We start from the raw sequence: 22,326 nt of genomic DNA on the forward strand, positions 1-22,326 counted from the left end.
TACAATTCTATATGGTACAAGAGAGCAGCTACTCTGAGGAGAAGCTGCTCTCTTTCCGTTTACCCGGTACTCCGGCGGCACTAGGAGCCGGAGCTGTGCAGCTTCCGGTAATCACGCGGCGGCATCCCGGATATGCTCTTGAACACCTTGCCGAAATGGGTAAGGCTGTCGAATCCGCAGTGCTCTGCAATCAGGGTAACGCTCCAGCCGTTCTCCCGCAGCAGCCGTTCAGCTTCCCGCACCCGGATCAGATTGACGTATTCCGTAAAGCCAAACCCGGTGACTTTTTTGAAGCTGCGGCTCAGATGACTTTTGCTGATATAAAAGGCTGCGGCTATATCGTCGAGCTGAAGCGGCTCCCCGTAATGCCTATTGATATGCCGGACGATCTCGGTCACCTTGCGCTGGGAGGGCGAGGCCGGATCATCCGGCTGGATTCCCCGCTTCTGGACGGTACGGGCAATATAAATCAGCAGCTCGGCCGTCACACTCTGCAGCTGGAGCGCATGACCCGGAGCCTGCTCCTTCATTTCATCCAGCATGGACATCAGCATCTGCTCAACCTGCAGCTGCTCCTGAAGATTCAGCCGGATTACCGGGCTGTGCCGGGTAAACGGGGCGAGCAGCAGCTCCCGCTCATCGGGCTGCAGCGCAGCAAAAAAGCCGGGTGAATAATAGACGACAATCCGTTCATGATTCGGCTTGCCGGATTCAGAGGTTTTGTGCAGGGCATTGGAATCGACCATTACAAGGTCGCCGGGTCTGATCTGGTAGGCGGTGTCTTTGACGAAATAATTCCGTTCACCCTGGAACAGGTAGAAGACCTCATATTGAAAGTGGTAGTGGTTGCTGTTCATTGAATAAGGGCCGGTGCGCCGGTCGAATTCAAGCTTGAAGAGATCCAGGTCGCTGCCGAAGCGCAGGATATCAGGATAGGACGGGGCAGACATGCAGGACTCCTTTCGTGATGGCGGATGATTTTTATATTATAGCAAAATAAATGGAATAAGGCGGATTATTGCGCTTTATTGCGGAGTAATCCCGCTTTTATTGTGTTAGTCTGGTTACGAATCTCAAGCAATCTATACGGGAGGACGATATGGGGACTGATGTGATCAGGCAGAAGGAGAAGCTTGCCCAGGGACTGGATAAGCTTTGGAATAAGCTGCACGGCCGGGAGGAGCATGACAATCTGGATGTGTGGGAATGGGTGCAGGGGGTCGCGCTGTACGGGGTTATCAAAGCCTATGAGGAGACGGGTCAGGAACGGTATATTGCTTTTTTGCAAAAATGGTGTGAGGACAATGCAGAGAAGCTGCGGCACGGCTCGGTGAACTGGGTTGCGCCTGCGAGTGCACTGCTTAGTGTATACAAGGAAACGGGAAATACGCGTTATCTGCAAAGCTGCCGGGAGGTAGCAGACTGGTGTGTGAACGGGGCACTGCGGACATCGAACGGCGGCTTCGCCCATGTATGGGGCCCGGGTGCAGGCGGACTTGCGGACTATAAGAACCAGCTGTGGATTGACACTTTGTTTATGGCGGGGCTGTTCATGCTGCGGTTTGGCGTTGCGGAGGGGGACGATGCCAGTATCCGCGGGGCGCTGGAGCAGTTCGATATACATGCGGGCTGCCAGTTTGATCCGGAAAGCGGGCTGTTCTCCCACGGCTACCATTGCCTGCAGGACATTCAGCTTGGCGAGCATTGGGGACGCGGCAACGGCTGGGCTGCTGTAAGTGTAGTGGAGCTGCTGGAGCTGCTGCAGGGGCAGCCGTATGACACTGCACGGTTCGGGGAACTGTTCAGGCGGCATATGGAGCAAGCGTACGAACTCCGCATGGAAGACGGCATGCTGCGGACGCTGCTGGATGTGGAAGAGGCTTATCTGGAGACAAGCGCCTCCGCATTATTCGCCTATGCTGCACTCAAGGGCTACCGGCTCGGCCTGCTGGATGAACGCTTCAGAGACTGGGGCAAGCAGATGACAGAGAATATTCTTGCCGGTCATCTGGCGGAGGACGGGACGGTGCTGCATGCTTCCGGCGGCACAGACTGTCAGGATAAGGCGGGCTATTTGCAGGTGCCTTACGCACCCAGACCGTATAATACCGGAATCGCGCTGATGCTCTTTAGTGAAGCGCTGGTTCATCACTGTTAAGGAACAACATTATCTGGAGGTGCAAAAGAGCATGTCTATACTGCGTTTAAACTGGCTGACAGCACAGCAGGCAGAGCGTACCCCTGTAAGCTTCGGTACGCCGTGGAGCCAGGGGGCGCTGCAGCCCGGAGAGCCGGTGTCATTACAGGACGAGACCGGGAACAGAGTTCCCGTTCAGACGAAGATCAACGCTTACTGGCCGGACGGCTCAGTGAAGTGGCTGCTGCACAGCGGGGTATTGGATACCAAAGCAGCTTATGTTATGCAAAAAGGGGAGGGGGCAGCCCCGGGAGACCGCATTACCGCATCCCGGGCGGTAGACGGCTCGGTCCAGATTGATAGCGGGCTGCTTTCCTGCACAATCCGCCCGGGCGGCCAGCTGATTTCATCCCTGCTCCGCAGGCAGAGCGGGCAGCAGCCCGTATCTGCACAATTAACTGCGCTGATTGAGAACCGCCAGGAGCAGGAAGGTCTTGAGACCGTTTCCATCCATAAGCTGATCGGATATACAAACGTTATAATACTGGAGGAATCCGGCCCTTTGCGGGCTGTCGTCAAGCTGGAGGGCAGCCACCGCTATATGAACAGCAGTGAGCGTCGTTTTCCGTTCGGCATCAGGCTTTATTTTTACGCGGAAAGTGATGAAGTCCGGATTGTGCACAGCTTTGTGTTTGATGCGGATGAGAACCGCGATTACCTGAAGGGGCTGGCCGTGCATTTTCAGATGCAGGCTGCGGGGGAGCTGTGGAACCGCCATGCCGGCTTTACCGGGGATACGGGCATGTTTTATGAAGCTGTGCAGCCGCTTTATACCTATAACAGCAGCATTCATCCGCTCTACGAGCGGCAGCAGCGGGACGGCCAGTTTGTCCACATTAACCCGGACACTGAACCGGCGCTGCTGGATAATGTGCGCGACAATGCGGCCTGGAGCAACTTCCGGCTGCAGCAGGACTCCTGCGACCACTACAGCATTGTCAAAAGCACCGTCCGCCGCTGCGCCTACATTCCGGCGGCGCAGGGCAACCGTTCCAGCGGAGCCGTCTTTTTCGGCAGCGAGAGCGGAATTATGGCGGCAGCGGTCAAGGACTTCTGGCAGAAAAGCCCGATGGCGCTGGAGATTACCGGCGCCAGGGAAGACAACCCCTGCCTGAGCGTCTGGCTCTACAGCAGGTACGCCGAAGCCTATGATTTCCGGGCGTATGACACGGAATCGCATGCCTTCTCCTACGGGGATATGAATAACCATCCGCAGGGAATTGCCAACACCAACGAGCTTACGCTCAAGCTGTTTGACCGGATGCCGGGCAAGCAGGCGGTGCTGGATTTTGCCGCAGATGTGCAGGGGGATGCGCTGCTGGTTGCCGCCCCGGAAGTATACGCGGATACCAGGGTGTTCGGCACCTACTGGCATCCGCCGGGGCAGGAGCAGTACCGGACGGCTGCGCATGAGCGGGCGCTGCTGGGCTTTATGGATTTTTACATCAAAGAGGTAGAGCAGCGGAAATGGTACGGCTTCTGGGACTACGGGGATGTGATGCACACCTATGACCCTGTGCGCCACAACTGGCGTTATGATGTCGGCGGCTTTGCCTGGCAGAATACGGAGCTGTGCAACACCTATGTGAACTGGCTGCTGTTCCTGCGCACCGGGGATTATGACATCTTCCGGTTCGCCCGGGCGATGACGCGGCATACAAGCGAGGTGGATATGTATCATCTCGGCGAATATGCAATGCTGGGCAGCCGCCACAATGTGCGCCACTGGGGCTGTAAATGGAAGGAGCCGCGGATTTCCATGGCCGGGCATCACCGGTTCTTCTATTATCTGACGGGGGATGAGCGGATAGGCGATATTATGGATTTTGTAAAAGATGCCGATTATGCCCCGCGGATTGACCAGAGCGCGGATGCAGACGGCTGTTATCAGGTGCGGACCGGTCCGGACTGGTCCTCGTATGTCTCCAACTGGATGACCCGGTGGGAGAGATGCCAGGATACGAAGTACCGTGACAAGATCCTGACCGGCCTTAGGACGATCAAACAGGCGCCGAACCGGCTGGCCTCCGGTTCCCATTTCCGGTATAACCCGGAGACCGGGGAGATGGGGTATTTAAGTGAAGGCAATTACCAGTATCATATGGTCATCTGCTTCGGCGGGCCGGAAATCTGGTTTGAGCTGGCGGAGCTGACCGGGGATGAAGAGCTGCGGGATATGCTGGCCCAGTTCGGAGACTATTTCGCCATGACACCGGAGGAGCGGAAGGTTACATCCGGCGGCTTGTTTAATGAGAGCAATGACAAGGCCTGGGATGGCCTGCGGTTTGGCATACGTATGCCGGCTTATACGGGTTACCGTTACGGGAAGCCTGAGCGGATGCAGCAGGCGCTGGATATGCTGAACGCTGCAGCGGATCACAGCTCCAACACTCCCGGCCAGATTGATCCGGCTGGGAACCCGGTGTATGTGAAGGTGGCGGAAGCGGAATATATCCGCCCGGTCCGTGAGATCCCGTATGCCAACACCAACGGGATTTCGCAGTGGAGTCTCAACTATATGGAGACAGCCAGGCTACAGGAGCTAATGAAGGATAAGGGAGGAAACAGCGATGCACACAACTCACACTAGCCTGCTTACGCCGCTTAATCTGGTATCGCCCCCGGCAGCCCGGACGTCCGGAAGTATCGCGGTGGTCTGGGATAAACCGGAGGTATCCGGGGATGTCGCTTGTTACCGGGTGTATGTGAATGATGTCATTCACGGCATATGCACGGCAGCAGACTATACAGTGACAGGGCTTGCGCCTGCGCAGGAATACAAAGTGCATATCTGCGCCGTAACTGCAGCCGGAGAAGTGTCTCTGCCAAGTAATGTGATCATAGTGTCCACGAAGCCGGAAGGGGAGCTGTTCGATATTACCGTGTTCGGTGCGGTAGAGGGCGGTGAAGTACTTAATACAGCCGCGATTCAGGCGGCCATTGATGTCTGTACAGCCGGCGGTATGGTATATGTGCCGGCAGGCGTATTTTTAAGCGGGGCCATCTTTTTAAAAAGCAGCATGACGTTGTTCATTGAGAAGGGCGGGGTGCTGCTGGGCAGTGCGGAGCCGGCGGATTATCCGCTGATGACCTACCGCTGGGAAGGCCGGGAACAGCTCTGCTATGCCAGCCTGGTGAATACGCAGGAGTGCAGCGGCGGCGGGCGGCTTAAGGATATCACGATTGCCGGCGGCGGAAAAATTGATGCGAACGGGGCAGCTTTGTTCAAGGCCGAAATGGCCGAAGCGAAGGGCTTCCGCGGCAGGGCCGTCTGCCTGCGGAGCACGGATGATGTGTACCTGAAGGACATTACCGTCCGCCAGTCACCCGCCTGGTGTGTGCATCTGATCTACTGTAATCAGGTTACGGCAAACAACGTCAGCATATATACGAAGAATGATGAGCATGGCCGCAGATATGCAGATGTTTTTAACGGCGACGGGCTGAATCCGGACTCCTCCAGCGATATTTATATATTCAACTCCATGATTGCCAGCCAGGATGACTGCATTGCCATCAAATCCGGCCGGGATGAAGAGGGCAGACGTGCCGGCATTCCATCAGAGAATATCCGGATTACGAACTGCCGCTTCAAAAGCGGGTTCGGCGTAGCCATCGGCAGCGAGATGTCCGGCGGCGTCCGAAATGTCACGGTCAGCGACTGTACCTTTGAGGATGTGTACAGCATCGGAACGGTAAAAGCGCCGAGAGGCCGGGGAGCGGTCATCGAGAACATCGTGTATGAGGACTGCACGCTGCGTAATTACAGTCTGGAGCACGAGGATTGCCAGTGGTTCAGGGGAGCGATCAATATTGACCAGTTTTACAGCCATAAGCAGTATGATCTAGACCGGGCTGAGGAAGTAACCGATGGTACCGGAATTATCCGTAATATTACTTTCCGCAACATCGTGCTCGACACACATGCCGGCAACGCTGTTTTCATGGCCGGGCTCCCCGAGCAGCCGCTGCAGAATATCGTACTGGAGAATGTGTCAGCTATCGGGAAATACGGGCTGAAAGCCTACAATATTGAAGGGTTGGCAATGAACAACGTGTCCGTGCTTTCGAGGCTGGATGAGCCTTATCAATTTTATAATAGAATTCCTGGCAGCCTATCAGGCTTCCAAGTAAGCCCTCAATAAAATGCAGGCAGCCTGCCGGAACTGACATTCTTCCAGATGATGAACCGGATTCTGTTCTATAGCTTTGCTTACCAAAGAGCGCTGCCCCTAACCGGGCAGCGTTCTTTTTGCATGTCAGGAAATTGAGGTGAAAAGCCCGCCGTATAAGGGTTCGGAAATGGGATAATGCCGCAGAAATGAGTCTATTGTGCCCTTTTACGGCTGCCGGGTATAGTGTGGGTATTCAACCCGGGGCCGGAAACGGCTTACGGGAAGAGCGCAGACAGATCTGTCAAGCCTACTTGTAAGGGAAGGGATGTACACATGGACCGGAGTTTTGCAGAGCGCAGAACACAGGCAATACCGCGGCCCGTTAAGCAGAAGCGGATGGCCAGGGGCTTTTGGAAGGATTATCAGTTATACCTGCTGCTGTTTCTTCCGATCGCCTATTTCATTATTTTCAAGTACGTGCCGATGTACGGCGCAGCAATCGCCTTTCAGGATTACAGCATTTTTAGAGGAGTGAGCGGCAGCGAATGGATCGGGTTTGAGAACTTCAGGGAGCTGTTCGCCATGAGCCAGTTTTATACGGTAGTACGCAACACGCTGCTGCTGAATTTGTTGGATCTGATCGTATCGTTCCCGGCGCCGATTATACTGGCCCTGCTGCTGCATGAGCTCAGCACGGTCTGGTTCAAGAAAATATCGCAGACGATCCTCTATCTGCCGCACTTTATCTCCTGGATTATCATCGGGGGACTGGTTTATCAGATTTTCTCGAACAATGGCGGTCTGGTAAATAACCTGATTACGTCGCTTGGATTCGAATCCGTACCTTTTCTGACGGAGAAAAATCACTGGCTGCTCGTCTACCTGGGAACCGGGGTCTGGCAGAGTGCAGGCTGGGGAACGATCATCTACCTGGCGGCACTGACAGGAATCAATAAGGAGCTGTATGAAGCAGCAGAAGTGGACGGAGCCGGAAGATGGCGGAAAATGTGGAATATCACGCTTCCGGGTATCCGCCCGACCATTGTAGTTATGCTGATTATGGCGCTTGGCAAAATCATGACGATCGGATTTGAGCGGCCGTTTGTGATGGGTAATGCGCTCGTCATGGATTATGCGGAGGTTATCAGTACCTTTGTGTATAAGGTGGGCCTGCAGTCGGCGCAGTTCTCGCTGGCAACCGCGATGGGACTGTTCCAGGCGCTGGTCGGACTGATCTTCGTCATCGGGTCCAATGCGATCGCGAAGAGGATGGGGGAACAGGGACTATGGTAAGAGCAGCAGTCAATAAAATCCAGCGGACGACCAAGGTGTCGGACGTACTCATCATGATTTTCATCGGGCTGACCGTGCTTCTGAGCATTCTGCCGTTTCTGAATATCATTGCGGTTTCCCTCAGCTCAAAGGAAGCGATTATTTCGGATAAAGTGACGATTTTTCCGGTCGGCTTCAATCTGGAATCCTACAAGCTGGTGTTCGAGGATGTGCGGATGCTGAAGTCGATGGGAATTACCATCTTTCTGACGCTGGTCTATACCCTGCTCAGTATGGTGATGAGTATCTGTGCGGCTTATCCGCTGACCAAGGAGCATCTGAAGGGCAGATCCTTTTTCTCGATGCTGATTATCTTCACGATGTTTTTCAGCGGCGGGATGATCCCTGAGTATCTGCTGGTGAAGCAGCTTGGCATGCTGGACAGCTTGACTTCGCTCATTGTTCCGGGGATGATCAGTGCCTTTAATCTGATTATTCTGCGTACGTTCTTTACCTCCATACCGAAAAGCCTAGAGGAATCCGCCTATCTGGACGGCAGCTCGCATATCGGTACCCTGCTGCGGATTGTGCTGCCGCTGTCATTGCCGGTGCTGGCGACGCTCAGCTTGTTCTATGCAGTATCCAGATGGAACACGTACATGGACGCGCTTTTCTATATTACCAATTCGGAGCTGTATCCGATTCAGCTGAAGCTCTATCAGGTGGTCATGAACAGCATGGTAACGGACTTGACGGCGCAGGAAGGTGCTATTCAGACGGAGGTTGTGGCCGAAGGCATCAAGGCGGCGAGCATTATGTTCGCGACCGTGCCGATTCTGATTGTGTATCCGTGGCTGCAGCGGTACTTCGTCTCCGGGACGATGATCGGAGCAGTCAAAGAGTAGGTTGATCATTCCGCGCTTGCGGAATTGAAAGACATATTGCACAATATCAAGACAAAGGGGAGTATACACACGTGAAAACAAAGCAAAAGAAATGGTTCACGGCATCTGCGGCAGCCCTGGTTCTGGCAGGTATCCTGTCAGGGTGCTCCGGCAATACGAATTCCAATGAAGGCGCATCCTCCGCCTCTTCTTCGTCGGCTTCCGGGGGAGAAGCCGACAGCACTAAACCTAAAGATCCCGTTACGCTGAGAGTGGAAGTGTTCGACCGCGGCAATGCGCCAGCCGGTGCAGGTCCGGTTACCGACAACTACTGGACACAGTGGATTCAGAAGAACTTCGGCGATCCGAACAACATCAAGATGGAATTCGTGCCGGTTCCGCGCAATCAGGAGGTCGACAAGCTGAATGTGCTGATGGCGACCGGTGATGCCCCGGACCTCGTCTTTACCTATGACATGAATACGATCTACAACTATGTCAAAGACGGCGGTTTAACAGAGGTCGGTGCCCTGATCGACGAATACGGCCCTAACCTGAAAACGTTCCTCGGCGACGATGTACTGGCTTACGGCGTGTTCGACGGGAAGCAGTATACGATTCCGGCCAAACGGCCGCTGCAGTATACCCAGTCCTCCTACATCCGCAAGGATTGGCTGGATAAGCTGGGCTTGCCGGTTCCAGCGACTACCGGACAATTTTACGAAACGATGAAAGCGTTTAAAGAGCAGGATCCCGGACAGGCGGGCAGCAAGCTGATTCCATACGATTTTAGCGCCATTGACGGGACAACTTATACGAGCCCGATGGTGCTGATCAACTCTTTTGTCAAAAACCTGTCTGAAGAAGAGGAGTACATGTACACCTCAACGAGCTACATCCCGGAAATTTCCAAGCCCGGCTACAAGGACGGCGTCCAGTTTCTGAACAAGATGAATGCGGAAGGCCTGATTAACCCGGACTTTGCGCTGGATAAAGACGGCAAGCAGTTCGAAAGCGATGTCGCCAACGGATATGTCGGTGCGTTCACCGCACTGGCTGCACATGCAAGCCTGATGGGGCCGGGCAAGGTGTTTGATACGCTGAAGCAGAATGTCCCCGGTGCGGAGTATGTGGCTATGGATGCGTTCACGGACGAGGAAGGCAAAACGCCAAAATCGCTGTATGATCCAATCGGCATGCATATTCTGATTCCGAAGACAAGCAAGCATGCGGCCGAAGCCGTCAAATATCTGGACTGGATGTCCCAGGCAGATGTGCTCTTTACGCTTCAGAACGGTAACGAAGGCGAGCATTATAATCTTGAAAACGGCTTCCCTGTGGCCATTACAACGGATGAAGCGAAAAAGACCTTCTATAATAACAGCGACATCGCCATTATCTCGAACGGCAAGGATTTCGGCTCCGAGGAGAAAAATATTGAAGCGACCGCGCTCCAGACACCGGACTATAAAGAGCTCTCCAAGCAGACGATTCTAAATGCGCTGAAGGACGGTTATACGCTGGTCCGGTTTGAACGGCCGATTGAGTCGGAGATCAAATACGGGGATACCATCAAGGCCAAGGCAACGGAAGCAATAGTAAAATCAATCGTGGCCAAGCCGGAAAAGTTCAGTGACACCTATGACGCTTATGTTAAGGAATTCCTCAAAATCGGGGGACAGCAGGTGCATGATGAACGCAAGGCGGCTTTTGCCGAAATGAAAAAATAATACCGGTTTCCGGCAGCAGCAGGCCCCTATTAATCTATGGGGTTTGCCTGCCGGTATTTTCACGTATAAAGGATGGGGAAGAAAGTGAAGGTAAGTAACAACTACATTATGAGAATGCTATTAACCTACCTGCCTATTCTGTTTGTTACCGTCAGCATTCTGACTTTCATTTTCTTCTCGATCATGAATCAGTTCAATGTGAACAACGCGCTTCAGGCCAACCGGCTGACGGCTAAATATGTGGTTAACATGACCGATACGACGCTCAAGGGCATTTCGTTCGAGGCTCAGCAGGCGATTGATACAGCCGGTACGCTGCAGCAGTTTCTGGATGCCCCGTCCGACGGGGCGCTGGATTTTGATGCCTCGAACATTCTGAGCAGCATGATGGTCCGCTACGGACTTATTGATTCGGTGTATCTGTACCGGGCGAGGGACGGGGCCGTGCTTGACCAGAGTACAATCCGCCCCCTGGAGCAGTTTGCCGATCAGGCATATGTCCGTACCGCGCTGGACCAGGCCTATACCGGAGTCTGGTCCTCGCCGCGCATGAAGGAGAGTGCGGGCATCCGGGGAGCTGCACAGGAGAAGGTAACCTCTCTCGGCTTCAAAATTCCCCGCAATTCCGGCAGCCTCGGTTATCTGGTCATCAACGTCAAAACCTCATCGCTGCGCTCGTATATCGGCCAGGCGGTTGACTATTCCATTACAGAAGCGGAGCTGTATGATGCGGCGGGCCGGGCTTTTTTCGGGGAGGAGGAGACGCTTCCGGGGAAGAACAGACTGAGTGTAGACATTGAATCGGATTATACAGGCTGGACCTACCGGGTCGGCATCCGCGGCGGCCAGCTGCTTGATGTGCTTTTCCACGGGAGTACGGTCTGGGTGCTGCTTGGCTTTGGGGCAATCGCTTTTGCCATAGGTACTACCTTCTATGTGACCCGGAGGAATTACAGGCCGATCGAAATGATTCTGCACCGGATCGAGCGGTTTTCACAGGCAGTTAAAACATCTGATTCCAAGGGCGGCGCAAACGAGTTCGCCTTCATTGACCAGGCGATTGAGCGGCTGATTACGAACAATATGGCTTTTCAGGAGCAGCAGCAGGAGCATCTGGTAATCCGGAGACAGCAGTTTCTGCAGACCCTTTTAAAGGGGGAATACGAGGATGACCGGGAGGCCTGGGAGCAGGAGCGGCAGCATTTCGGCCTGACCGGAGGCCATTATATTATAGGGCTGCTCGAGCTGGATCATTATGTGGACTTCTGTCTGAAATACAGCCAGAATGACCAGTCCCTGTTCAAATTTATTACCAGCAGTGTGGCCGGTGAGGTAGCGGGACAGAGCGGTCAGCGGATCGTCGTGGAATGGATCACCAGGAACCAGCTGGTCCTGCTGCTGGCGGATGAGACAGGCGGGATGCTGGAGCAGAATATGCTGCAGATAGCGGAGCAGGTCCGCGCCTGGGTGGAGAGCCACCTGGAGTTTACGGTGACCCTTGGAATCGGGACGGCAGTGGACAATGAGCCGGAGATAGCAATGTCGTTCGAGGAGGCCTCCGCCGCTGTCAGCCGCAAGGTGTCGCTTGGGGTGAACCGCGTTATTGACTCTGTAGAGGTGAAAGAGAACAAGGACGGCGAATGGTTTGTGTATCTGGAAATGATCCGCTCGATGGTCCGCCAGCTGCGGATGGCCGAGTCCGGCTGGGGAGACGATCTGAACCGGCTGTTCGGCGAGATGGGCGTTAACCGTCTGCGCAAGGAGGATGTAGAGCGGCTGCTGCATTATCTGATTTTTCATCTGGAATATGAGCTGGAACGGACGCTGCCCGAAATCAGCGGAGACTGGCAGCAGGAGGCCAAGCCGGGTCTGCTGGCTTCTGTGGAGCAATCCGATACGCTGGCCCAGCTGGAGCGGGATTTCGCTGACATTATTACCCGTTTATCGGTCTTGATAGCGGAACTGTCCCAGAGCCGGCGGTACAGCACACAGATGAAGGAGATCCGCGATTATGTCGCTGCGCATTTTCTGGACCCCGATCTTTCGCTTACGCTGCTTAGCGACAAGTTTCAGATCAGCGCCAAATACTTGAGCCAGCTGTTCAAGGAGAGCATCGGCCAGAACTTCAGCGACTTCCTGATCGGGCTGCGGATTGAGCATGCCAAGCAGCTGCTGCGTGACACGGACTCCACGGTGCAGGATATTTCCCATCTGCTCGGCTATGCCAATGCGACCTCCTTCATCCGCGTGTTCAAAAAAATCACCGGTATCTCGCCGGGGCAGTATCGTGAGTTGCAGGCAGGAGCGGCAGTTTCCGGGGGAGAAAGGAAGGGGTAGCGGCCGCTGCGGGAGATCATTGACGTGTTTGTGATGGCTAATGTCCCTTCAAATGCTTCCCCGCTCAGTCGCGGTCATACCTGTTAAAAAATTAGGGCTCTGTTGCAGACGCTGACATTTACATTGAAAAATGTGAAGCGTTCGCAGAAACGTCGATCCTTCCATTAGTCTAGCGGACCGCACAGCCCTTATTTTCTCCGAAAACACGATTTTGGCGGCCTAACGGACCGAGGTGCGCTTATTGCTGGCTGTGCGGGCATTTATGGGGTTGAATTTGGCAAATAAGAGCACTGGAGTCCGTTAAAATTTGCAAAGCGGGCATATGGAGGAGATAAGGTCATCTCTGTCCGTTAGTGGCTACATTTGAACTATTTCGCGGACGTTGGGGAAGCTCAAGCTCAGCGAGCGTGCCGCGATTTCCAGGTATTCCGGTTATATAAAAGAAGCCCGGCCCGTCAGCTTGAAGCTGCGGGCGGGGCCTCTTTTGTATGCCAACCCTTGCATCACTTTATTTATATTCGCACACGAAGTCTGTAAACTCAGCTGCTGAACCTTCGCCGGTGGCATACAGTCCGATCAGCACGCCGGTAAAGCCGCCGGCGACCTCGGAGGAGAGGTATCTGGTATGCGCTGTTCCGAGCGGCAGCTCAACGCCGTCCGCCTGCTGGAGGAAGAAGCTGTAGCGTTCTGGCGCGGATTTGATAATCAGCGTCGCTTCCTGCTGGTCGTTCAAGGCAACAGTATGCTCGACCGATTTGACATCCCCAATGTTCAGCCGCTCAATCACCCGGTAACCATTCTGGTCTTTTACAATAGCCAGATCATAGTGATGCAGCTCATCCATGTACAGGGTGAGGCCGGCCTCACCGCTTCCCGTAAGCTTCACTTTGCAGGAAATAACGGCATCGAAATCTCTCTGCCGGATGCCGATAAAGCTCGGGGAAGCTGGGACATCAAGGGTGACCCCGGTGCCTGTTAAGGTTGCTTTGTCAGGTCCTAGAACGTAATTCTCCGCCGCCGGATGACGCAGGTAACACCAGTCGAGGCTCCAGTCCGTGTTGCCGAAGGTGTAGCGCTTCTTATCTTCCTGGACTGTGCTTTCCGGAAAACGGTCGGTCTCAAAGCTGCTCAGTGTGGTACCGTTATGTCCTGCGGTGAACCAGCCGTCTTCATCAAAAGTAACCGGAGTAAGGAACACCTCGCGTCCCAGGTGATGGAAGGTCAGCCAGCGGCCGGTCTGGCGGAAGCCCAGATGCAGCATCCACCAGTTGCCCTCAGGGTCCTGGATAAGGTCGCCGTGTCCAACGCCCTGCAGCTCATAGCCGCCGAGATTGCGGTTGGTCAGTACCGGATTGTGTACATAGGACTCGAGCGGGCCGGCCAGCTGCTCACTCCGGGCATAAATGACCATGTGGCCATACTCGGTACCGCCTTCAGCTGCCATCAGATAGTAACGTCCGTTGATAAGGTACATATGGGGACTTTCCAGATAACGTCCGCCGGTGCCCTGCCAGATCGTCCGGCTTGGAGAAAGCTTCTGTCCGGTAGCGATGTCAATCTCGCATTGGACAACACCGCCAACACCATTGTCGTCCTGGCCGTTACTCATAAAGTAGGCTCTGTCGTCTTCAAAATACAGATCCGGATCGATTCCCCCCTGATCAACAAAGATAGGCTCCGACCACTCCCCGTAAATATCGTCGGTCCATACATAGAAGTTCTGGCGCAGCGTATCGTTGGTTGTTGTCATATAGAACCGTCCGTTGTTGTGGCGGATCGTCGGGGCAAATACCCCGCCGGAGCTGCCCACTTCGCCAAGCTGTACCTGGCTCTTCCGGGTCAGGCAGTGGCCGATTTGCGTCCAGTTGATCAGATCCTTGCTCTCAAACAGCGGTACGCCCGGGAAAAATTGAAAGGAGCTGCAGACAAGATAATATGTATCTCCTGCCCGGCAGACGCTGGGATCTGGATAAAAGCCTTTGATGACCGGATTGTTGTATATCATAATATCCACCTCGTTTATGAATTCTTAAATATATGAATCTAATATCAGTGCTAACTAATGAAATTAAACAATATCACTGTTAATCTTGCAATGGATTGGGGTTGATCAGAATTGTTAAATCGATTAAATTAATATAAATATGAATTCAATTGCAGGGGATGAATAGCACCGATGATCAGGGCAAACGGGGACAAGCAGTATCTGCCGCTGTATGAAGCACTGGCAAGCGAGGTGAGATGGCGGATCATGAGCCTGCTTGCCGGTCAGGAGATGAATATGAAGGAGATTGCCTCCAGGCTGGAGCTCAGCCCTTCCATTGTTACCATGCATATCCGCAAGCTGGAGCAGGCCGGACTGCTGGGGAGCCGCAGAGTACGGCTGAACGGGGGGACGCACAAGCTGTGTTTTCTCAAGGAAAAACATATTGAAATCGAGCTGCCGTCGGCACACCGCAATGCGAGGGTGAGGGAGCAGAGTATATCTGTCGGCCATTATACCTCCTTTGAGGTTCACCCTACCTGCGGGCTGGGTACCCGTGAGATGGAAATCGGAGTGTGGGATGATCCGCGCTACTTTTATGACCCCGAACGGGTGAATGCGTCGATCCTCTGGTTCGGCAAAGGGTACGTGGAGTATAAAACGCCAAATTATCTGCTCCCCGGCCAGCATGTCGAAACACTTGAAATTTCGATGGAGCTGGCCTCGGAGGCGCCGGGTCTGAAGGATGACTGGCCGTCTGATATCGGCTTCACCTTCAACGGCGTCCAGCTTGGCACCTGGACCAGCCCGGCTGACTTCGGCAGGGCCGCGCGCGGCAAATACACCCCGTCATGGTGGCACCGCAATGTGAACCAGTACGGGCTGCTGAAGACCATCCGCATCGACGCCACAGGCACCTGGATCGACGGGGAGCGGATGTCGGAGGTAACCCTCGAAGACGTCCGGCTGGAGGAACCGTTCTGGACGCTGCGTTTTGCGGTCGACGAGCAAGCCGCCCATGTGGGCGGGCTGACGCTGTACGGAGCCGGGTTCGGCAATCACGACCAGGATATTGTGATCCGTGTGCAGCTGGAGGGCTGAGAGTGCTGGATGGTTCTTTGTGGAACGAATAGAAGGATGAACGAAGTGGAAAATCGCCAGCTATTTCCGGACAATTTACCGGGAAAAGATAATTAGGTAGCGAAAATCCAACTAATCGTGGAGCCCACCCGTGAGAAATCACCCGTCAACAGCCAGCAGCCAACCTGCCGCTCCGCTAACCCTCACTCACTTGCGGCAAGGACAGCTGTGAAGTACACTTTCACTATCTGATGCTAAGGACGTGTTATGGATGAATGCAGAAACGGTAATGCAGGAGCTCGAAGCCCTCGGCAAGGAACGCACGAAGAAAATGTACTGCTCAAACGGTGCACAGGAGCCGCTGTTCGGCGTGGCGACCGGGGCGATGAAGCCGATTTTTAAACAGACTAAAATTAATCAGGAGCTGGCTGAGCAGCTGTACGCAACAGGTAACTATGACGCGATGTATTTTGCCGGAATTATTGCCGATCCCAACGGGATGACCGAAGCCGATTATGACCGGTGGATGGATGGGGCCTACTTTTATATGCTGTCCGATTTTGTGGTGGCGGTGACGCTGGCAGAGGCGGATATTGCCCAGCAGGTGGCCGATAAATGGATTGCCAGCGGCGAGGACCTTCGAATGTCGGCGGGCTGGAGCTGTTACTGCTGGCTGCTCGGCAGCCGGAAGGACGCAGAATTTGATGCAGACAAGCTGGCCGGCATGCTGGAGCTGGTGAAAGATACCATTCACGATGCGCCCGAACGGACCAAATATTCCATGAATAACTTCCTCTATACAGTGAGCATCTCTTATGTGCCGCTTCATGAGCGGGCTGTTACAACAGCCAAGGCGGTAGGACCGGTAGAAGTCGGGGACAGCAAGGGGAAGAGCAAACACATTCATGCCTATGCGAATATTGAGAAGGCGATGGAAAAAGGGCAGAAGATCGGGTTTAAGCGCCGGCATGTGAGATGCTGAGGATCCGCAGACAGATTTATGGTTAAAGGAAAATAGCTTAAAGGGACAAGCCGCCGGCTTGTCTTTTTTTATGTATTGCCAAGAAAAGCCCTCTGTGATATTTTTGTGATGAAAATATTTACTTCATGTTAACCGTTGTCTTTAACGTTAATCGTTGTCTTATTGTAAACATTTCCTTTTTTTCGGTAAAAGATTAACAAAAGCATAGCTGAATTTAATCTGCCGCTATGAAGCGCAAGCCGGACCGGCAGAAATGAGCAAAAATGAACGAGGCAAATGATTAAATATGAAAAAGCCCGGGACCCGGCGGCGTTCTATAATGAAAGCGGAATCAATGATAAAGCGCAAAGGAACGGGAAGCATAAGCTGGATTTTTGCGGATTATGAAAGCGATTAAATAAAGGGAGATGGATATTATGCAATCGACGAATTTGGCAAATGAACTTCTGGTACCCGCAGCGGCAACGCCACAGGCTGACGGCAAATTAAGCTTCAGGGAAAAAATCAGCTATGGCCTGGGGGATTTAGGCTCCAACCTGATGTGGGGGATTGTCGGAAGCTTCCTGCTTTATTTTTATACAGACGTTGCCTTAATTCCGGTAGCTGCTACAGGGACGCTTATTCTGGTAGCGCGGATTCTTGACTCGATCATTGACCCGGTTATCGGCGGGATGGTTGACCGGACTAACACCAGGCACGGCAGAGCAAAACCGTATATTCTGTTTGGCATTGTACCTTTTGCCATAATGCTAATCCTGACCTTCACCAGCCCTGACTTTTCAACAACCGGCAAAATCATCTACGCCTCCGTTACATATATTATCGCAGGTCTGCTGTACTCTCTGGTCAACGTTCCTTACGGTGCGCTTATGCCGATGATGACCAGAAGCGGGGAAGAAAAGAACCAGCTGTCCAGCTTCCGGATGGTCGGTATGGCTGTCGGCAGCATTATCGTAACCGCTTTAACAACACCTATGGTCAAGTTTTTTGGCGGGGGCAATGAGAAAACGGGTTATTTGTTCACTACCGCAGTATTCGCCGTACTCAGCGCTGCTATGTTCCTTATTGTCTATAAAAATTGTAAAGAACGTTATGTAGAACCGGTATCTGCTGTTAAAGAAAAAGGAGTCTTGCTTAAGACATATAAAAGCGCATTCAAAAATACACCTTGGGTAGCTACGATATTGTTCTCCCTGCTGCTCTTTGTCCGGACAGGTGCGATTGTCTCGATTACGATCTTTTTCTGTCTGCATGTGCTGCATAACCCGGGAATGATCTCCATCCTGCTTCCGTCGCTGTATGTGTCTATACTGTTCTCTGCCGCTATTACTCCTGCTTTCCTCAAGAAGTTTAAACAGCGCAAGGGCAATATTATCGCCAACATTATCTTTATGGTGGGACTGGCTTTCATGCCGCTGCTTGAAAATAATATGACCCTGTTCGTGGGACTCTGGTTCCTGGCCAATGTGTTCGGCGGAATCAGCTCCGGTGCCGTGTTCAGTATGATTGCTAATTCCGTTGACTACAACGAATGGAAATTCAACAAAAAAGCCGAAGGTACCCTGTATGCCGGCTACAGCTTTGCTACAAAAGTCGGAATGGCGCTGGGCAGCGCCGTTGTCGGATATACCCTGGCTCTGTCGGGCTATAATGCCGAAAATGTAACACCTGCCGCGTCCTCTGCCATCAATGTATTATTCTTTGCCATTCCGCTGGTGTGTACAGTACTGCAGATTATCGCTGTTTCCTTCTATAAGCTGGATGCGATTCATCCGCAGGTTGTCCGCGAGCTGGAACAGAGAAGAAACGCAGTATAACTCCGCCGTAATTCGGATTTCCAACTGGAATTTTGCAGTGCTGTAAGGTTTCGGACTTATGGCATTGCTTTTTTTTGTAAGTGAGAGTTACTATGAGTAAATGGTTTATTATAAGTGTATAATTAGGAGGATCATTAAAATGGACAAAAGCCAGAAGCTGTACGTAGGAATTGACCTGGGAGGAACCTCAGTTAAGGTGGGCTTATGCGACCGGAACGGGGAGCTGCTGGCCGTATATGAAGGGCCGACCGAGGCGGAAAAGCGCGCCGAAGGCGTGCTGCAGAACATTGAACTGTATGTGAGAGAGCTTGTTGCGCGCGAGGGCTGTGACTGGGAGCAGATTGCCGGAATCGGAGCGGGCCTTCCCGGGTTTCTGGATATGGAGACGGGAGTGGTCAAGGCTTCGCCCAATCTGGGCTGGAGGGATGTGCCGGTAAAGGCCATTCTTGAAGAAAGACTCGGAAAAGAAGTACGGATCGACAATGATGCCAATGTGGCTGCACTCGGAGAAGTGTGGAGCGGCGCAGCTGCGGGAATCCCGAATGCAGTCTGCTATACCCTTGGAACTGGCGTAGGTGGAGGTATTATTATCAAAAATGTGCTCTGTCAGGGCTACAGCGGCATGGGCGGCGAAATCGGGCATCTGGGCGTTGTGCCTGCAGAGGAAGCGATTACCTGCGGCTGCGGACAAAAGGGGTGTCTGGAAACGGTGTCCTCCGCTACCGGCATTATCTATATGGCCAAAGAAGCGGTAATCCGCGGCGAAAAGACCCCGCTTGCCCATATCCGTGAAATCACCGCCAAGGATGTGCTGGATGAAGCCAAAGTAGGTGATCCGGTGGCGGTACGGGTTGTAGACCGGGCTGCAGATTATCTGGGGAAATCGATGGCACTGCTGTCGGTCGTGGTCAACCCGCAGCGTTTCGTGATCGGGGGCGGTGTAGCGAAGGCCGGCAGCTTCCTGCTGGATCAGATCGATAGCTATTTCCGTAAGTATGCTCTGGAAAATGCCAAGGCCAATGTGGATATTGTACCTGCCATCCTGGGCAACAATGCCGGTGTTGTCGGAGCAGCCGGGCTTCACGTATTCGGATGATCCAAGTGAAGGTGAGTGTACGGAATTCCCTTTTCGTCAAAATCCTGCTGGTCTCTTTGATGTGTATGACCGTTCCTATGACCTTCTCGCTTTTGTATGCCAATGATTCAGTGTCCACCAGCCTGTACGCAGAAAATGCCGGTTCAGTAGCCGCAATCGCCAGTGAGAAAAGGAGCGAAATCGATCTGGCGGTCGGCCAGATTATGGGCCAGTCGGTAAGCATCGCTACCCAGCCGTATATCGTTGACTATATAAATGAAGCGGATCAGCCGGGACAGCCGGCCGGTGTCATGAAAGAGCGGATCGCGGATTATCTGGAGGATGTGGTACAAGGCTCACACGGACTCTATGAAAATATCTTTATCGTTGGGGTGGAAGGAACGATTCTGATCGACGGAATTGGCGGGGGCTCAGCCGGAAGCAGTGTCGGCGGTGCTGCCCGGAGCTGGCTAAAGGAGGCAGGGGGGAATAACGGGGCAGTGATTACCGAGTCAGCCCAGATGTCACCGGTAACGGGACGGCCTGTGATTACTAACGCAGTAATTATTCCCGGTACAGCAGAAGCGGGCCCGAACGGGCTGCTGGTTACATCTATTGATCTGGGTGAGCTTGCCGGTAAAGTGAATCAGACCGAGAGCGGGCTGGAGCTCAAGACGATGCTGGTTAATGGTGCAGGGCTGGTCGTGTCCGCTGCAGAGCCGGAGTATATTCTGACCCTGGACCTCAGCAGGCAGCAGGGTGATTTACTTGATTATTACAACGGGTTCAAGGCCGCTCAGGCGGGGTCCGGAGCTTTTACCCTTGAAGGTGTCCGTTACTTAAGCGCCTATGAAAAAAGCGGAGTGCAGGATGTATATGCGGTTTCATATATGCCAATGAGCCGTTATACCGAGAAAGCGGACGAGATGAAGGATAAGCTGATTGTTGTCATGGTGGCGGCAATCCTGCTGTTTGCGCTTATTATTACCGGCTTTGCCAGATCGGTAACGAAGCCGATTGCGGCCGGATCCGCTTATCTCAGAGAAATGGCAGACGGTAACTGGCAGAATGAGCTTCCTGTGAGGTATATGAAGAAAAAGGATGAGACTGGCCTGTTAATGAGATCGGTATACCAGATGCAGCAATCTCTCCGTGCAGCCTTCGGTACCGTCAAGCAGGAATCCATTAGGCTGAATGATAATGTGGAGACGGCAAAAGGCAGTATTACCGAGCTGAACGGTCAGATCCAGATGGTCTCAGAGATTACCCAGGAGATGTCGGCAAGTACAGAGGAGACGGCTGCGGCTGCCGATGAACTGCGGTTTATGGCCAGCGGGGCCGAAGCTGCAGTCCAGGCTATGGCTGAAAATGCCGTAAGGGGCGCAGCTGATTCCCGGTCCATTTACACGCGCGCTGTCGGGCTGAAGGAGGGGACCGAGCAGTCAAGGGAGAGAGCAGCTATTCTTTTGCAGAATCTCAAGGAGAACCTCAACTCGGCTATTGCCCATTCCCAGTCCGTACACCGGATTGAACTGCTGGTGCAGACGATATTGGGAATTGTTACGCAGACCAATATTCTGGCTCTGAATGCGGGAATTGAGGCTGCACGGGCCGGGGAGAAGGGTAAAGGCTTTGCGGTAATTGCGGATGAAATCCGCAAGCTGGCGCAGCAATCGGGCAGATCAGCAGCTGAGATCCGCGAGATGACCTTGGAGGTGCTGAAGGCTGTTGAGCATTTGACTCACTGCTCGCAGGAGGCGATTACCTTTATGGATCAGACGGTGCTGGAGGATTATGAGCTGCTCGTTCAGAGCGGGGAGCAGTATTACCGGGATGCCGCGTTCTTTGAGGAGCTGCTTGGTGCGTTCAGTGAAGCGGCGGGAGAAATCCGGACATCCATTCACAGTATGGCGGTCAGTATCAGTGAGATTACACAGGTGAACAGCCAGTTCGCCGGGGACACCGCGCTTATCGCTGAGCAGGCGAACGGGATTTTGCAGCAGAGTGTGGTTGTAGCCGGTACTATCGGACAGACACAAGTAAGTGCGGATGAGCTGAGAAACGGAATCGCCCGCTTCAAGGTGTAGTCCGGCTTGCTTTTTACACCCCCCTGTATTATTCTAACAATGATTAACTACGGATTAATGGTTTACTAATAAATATGGGGGAGATGCACTATGGCTACAACATGGCATCAGGATGTACGGAACCGGAACCGTGAAGAGTTCATTCTGGCCGGGCAGCATGCGCTGATCGAATGCAATTTTACGAATGTAGGTCTTAAGGACATATGCGAACGGGCGAACCTGAGTAAGGTTACGTTCTATAAATGCTTTAATTCGTTGGACGAGCTGATCTTTGCGGTACAGCAAAAAGTACTGGGTGAGCTGACGGTGTTCATTGAGCAGAACTCCTCCTCCCGCAGCAGCGGACTTGAGAGCGTGGAAGGCTACCTGGATGTCTGGATTCAGTTTCTGGAGAACCATCCGGATTATCTGAAATACATCGGCTTTTTTGACCACACCTACCGTGACCACTATCCGAATGAGGAGCTGCAGGCGACCTATCGTGAGCTGGTCAGTGATGGTACAATTGGACGGGTGCTGCATAACTACATTGAGCAAGGTGTGCAGGACGGCTCGATCCGCCCTGAGCTGCAGCTGCAGAAGACGAGCCTGTTTATTTTCGAGATGATCATCAGCCTGATGCAGCGTCTCGCTTTCCGCGGTAAGCTGCTGCAGGAGGAGCACGGCGTTGATGTGAAGGAGCTTGCCGACACTTCGAAGGCGTTTGTGCTGCATTATTTGAAAAAATAGTGTGGCGCACGGGCCAGTGGATGCGTCGGCGGTTGAC

The 22,326-nt window shown here is 53.3% G+C and carries 15 protein-coding genes; 13 read left to right on the forward strand and 2 right to left on the reverse strand.

Going from position 1 to position 22,326, the window contains the following annotated elements:
• Positions 1–80: 80 nt before the first annotated feature.
• Complete coding sequence (locus tag NST84_RS07390) at positions 81–950, reverse strand: AraC family transcriptional regulator (protein WP_342564961.1); 870 nt, start codon at positions 948–950, stop codon at positions 81–83.
• 149 nt (positions 951–1,099) lie between these two features.
• Here NST84_RS07390 and NST84_RS07395 point away from each other — a divergent pair, with 149 nt between their 5' ends.
• The 7 genes from NST84_RS07395 to NST84_RS07425 all read left to right on the forward strand — a co-directional run bounded on the left by NST84_RS07395 (position 1,100) and on the right by NST84_RS07425 (position 12,535).
• Entirely contained in the window at positions 1,100–2,158 is a 1,059-nt protein-coding gene (locus NST84_RS07395) for a glycoside hydrolase family 88 protein (protein WP_342564962.1), read from the forward strand.
• Between the two features lie 31 nt (positions 2,159–2,189).
• A complete protein-coding gene (locus tag NST84_RS07400) occupies positions 2,190–4,787 on the forward strand; it encodes a hypothetical protein (RefSeq protein ID WP_342564963.1) in 2,598 nt (865 codons plus the stop codon).
• Positions 4,768–6,342, forward strand: coding sequence for a glycoside hydrolase family 28 protein (locus NST84_RS07405; protein WP_342564964.1), 1,575 nt, complete (start codon positions 4,768–4,770; stop codon positions 6,340–6,342). The genes NST84_RS07400 and NST84_RS07405 overlap by 20 nt, the downstream gene beginning before the upstream one ends.
• Before the next feature lie 303 nt (positions 6,343–6,645).
• Positions 6,646–7,605 (forward strand): ABC transporter permease subunit, encoded by a 960-nt coding sequence (locus tag NST84_RS07410; RefSeq protein WP_342564965.1) that lies wholly within the window; start codon positions 6,646–6,648, stop codon positions 7,603–7,605.
• Entirely contained in the window at positions 7,599–8,489 is an 891-nt protein-coding gene (locus NST84_RS07415) for a carbohydrate ABC transporter permease (protein WP_342564966.1), read from the forward strand. Before NST84_RS07410 ends, NST84_RS07415 begins: the two co-directional genes overlap by 7 nt.
• Positions 8,490–8,560: 71 nt before the next feature.
• Complete coding sequence (locus NST84_RS07420) at positions 8,561–10,198, forward strand: extracellular solute-binding protein (protein ID WP_342564967.1); 1,638 nt, start codon at positions 8,561–8,563, stop codon at positions 10,196–10,198.
• 108 nt (positions 10,199–10,306) lie between these two features.
• Entirely contained in the window at positions 10,307–12,535 is a 2,229-nt protein-coding gene (locus NST84_RS07425; protein WP_342564968.1) for a helix-turn-helix domain-containing protein, read from the forward strand.
• A gap of 508 nt (positions 12,536–13,043) precedes the next feature.
• Here the strand turns inward: NST84_RS07425 and NST84_RS07430 are convergent.
• Positions 13,044–14,540: a glycoside hydrolase family 43 protein gene (locus NST84_RS07430; protein ID WP_342564969.1), complete on the reverse strand. Its 1,497-nt coding sequence runs from the start codon at positions 14,538–14,540 to the stop codon at positions 13,044–13,046.
• Positions 14,541–14,711: 171 nt separating this feature from the next.
• On the opposite strand from NST84_RS07430, the gene NST84_RS07435 reads away from it, so the two are divergent.
• The 6 genes from NST84_RS07435 (at position 14,712) to NST84_RS07460 (ending at position 22,289) form a co-directional block, all read left to right on the forward strand.
• Positions 14,712–15,620 (forward strand): ArsR family transcriptional regulator, encoded by a 909-nt coding sequence (locus NST84_RS07435; protein ID WP_342564970.1) that lies wholly within the window; start codon positions 14,712–14,714, stop codon positions 15,618–15,620.
• A gap of 250 nt (positions 15,621–15,870) precedes the next feature.
• Positions 15,871–16,581, forward strand: coding sequence for a DNA alkylation repair protein (locus tag NST84_RS07440; RefSeq protein WP_342564971.1), 711 nt, complete (start codon positions 15,871–15,873; stop codon positions 16,579–16,581).
• Positions 16,582–16,988: 407 nt separating this feature from the next.
• Positions 16,989–18,398: an MFS transporter gene (locus tag NST84_RS07445; RefSeq protein ID WP_342564972.1), complete on the forward strand. Its 1,410-nt coding sequence runs from the start codon at positions 16,989–16,991 to the stop codon at positions 18,396–18,398.
• A 139-nt stretch (positions 18,399–18,537) separates the two neighbouring features.
• A complete protein-coding gene (locus NST84_RS07450) occupies positions 18,538–19,494 on the forward strand; it encodes an ROK family glucokinase (RefSeq protein ID WP_342564973.1) in 957 nt (318 codons plus the stop codon).
• Positions 19,491–21,560: a methyl-accepting chemotaxis protein gene (locus NST84_RS07455; RefSeq protein ID WP_342564974.1), complete on the forward strand. Its 2,070-nt coding sequence runs from the start codon at positions 19,491–19,493 to the stop codon at positions 21,558–21,560. The genes NST84_RS07450 and NST84_RS07455 overlap by 4 nt, the downstream gene beginning before the upstream one ends.
• Positions 21,561–21,650: 90 nt before the next feature.
• The gene (locus tag NST84_RS07460; protein ID WP_342564975.1) at positions 21,651–22,289 is read left to right on the forward strand and encodes a hypothetical protein; all 639 of its coding nucleotides are present in this window, start codon (positions 21,651–21,653) and stop codon (positions 22,287–22,289) included.
• The last annotated feature ends 37 nt before the right edge of the window (positions 22,290–22,326 follow it).

The organism is Paenibacillus sp. FSL R7-0345 (assembly GCF_038595055.1).
Taxonomy (GTDB): domain Bacteria; phylum Bacillota; class Bacilli; order Paenibacillales; family Paenibacillaceae; genus Paenibacillus_AQ.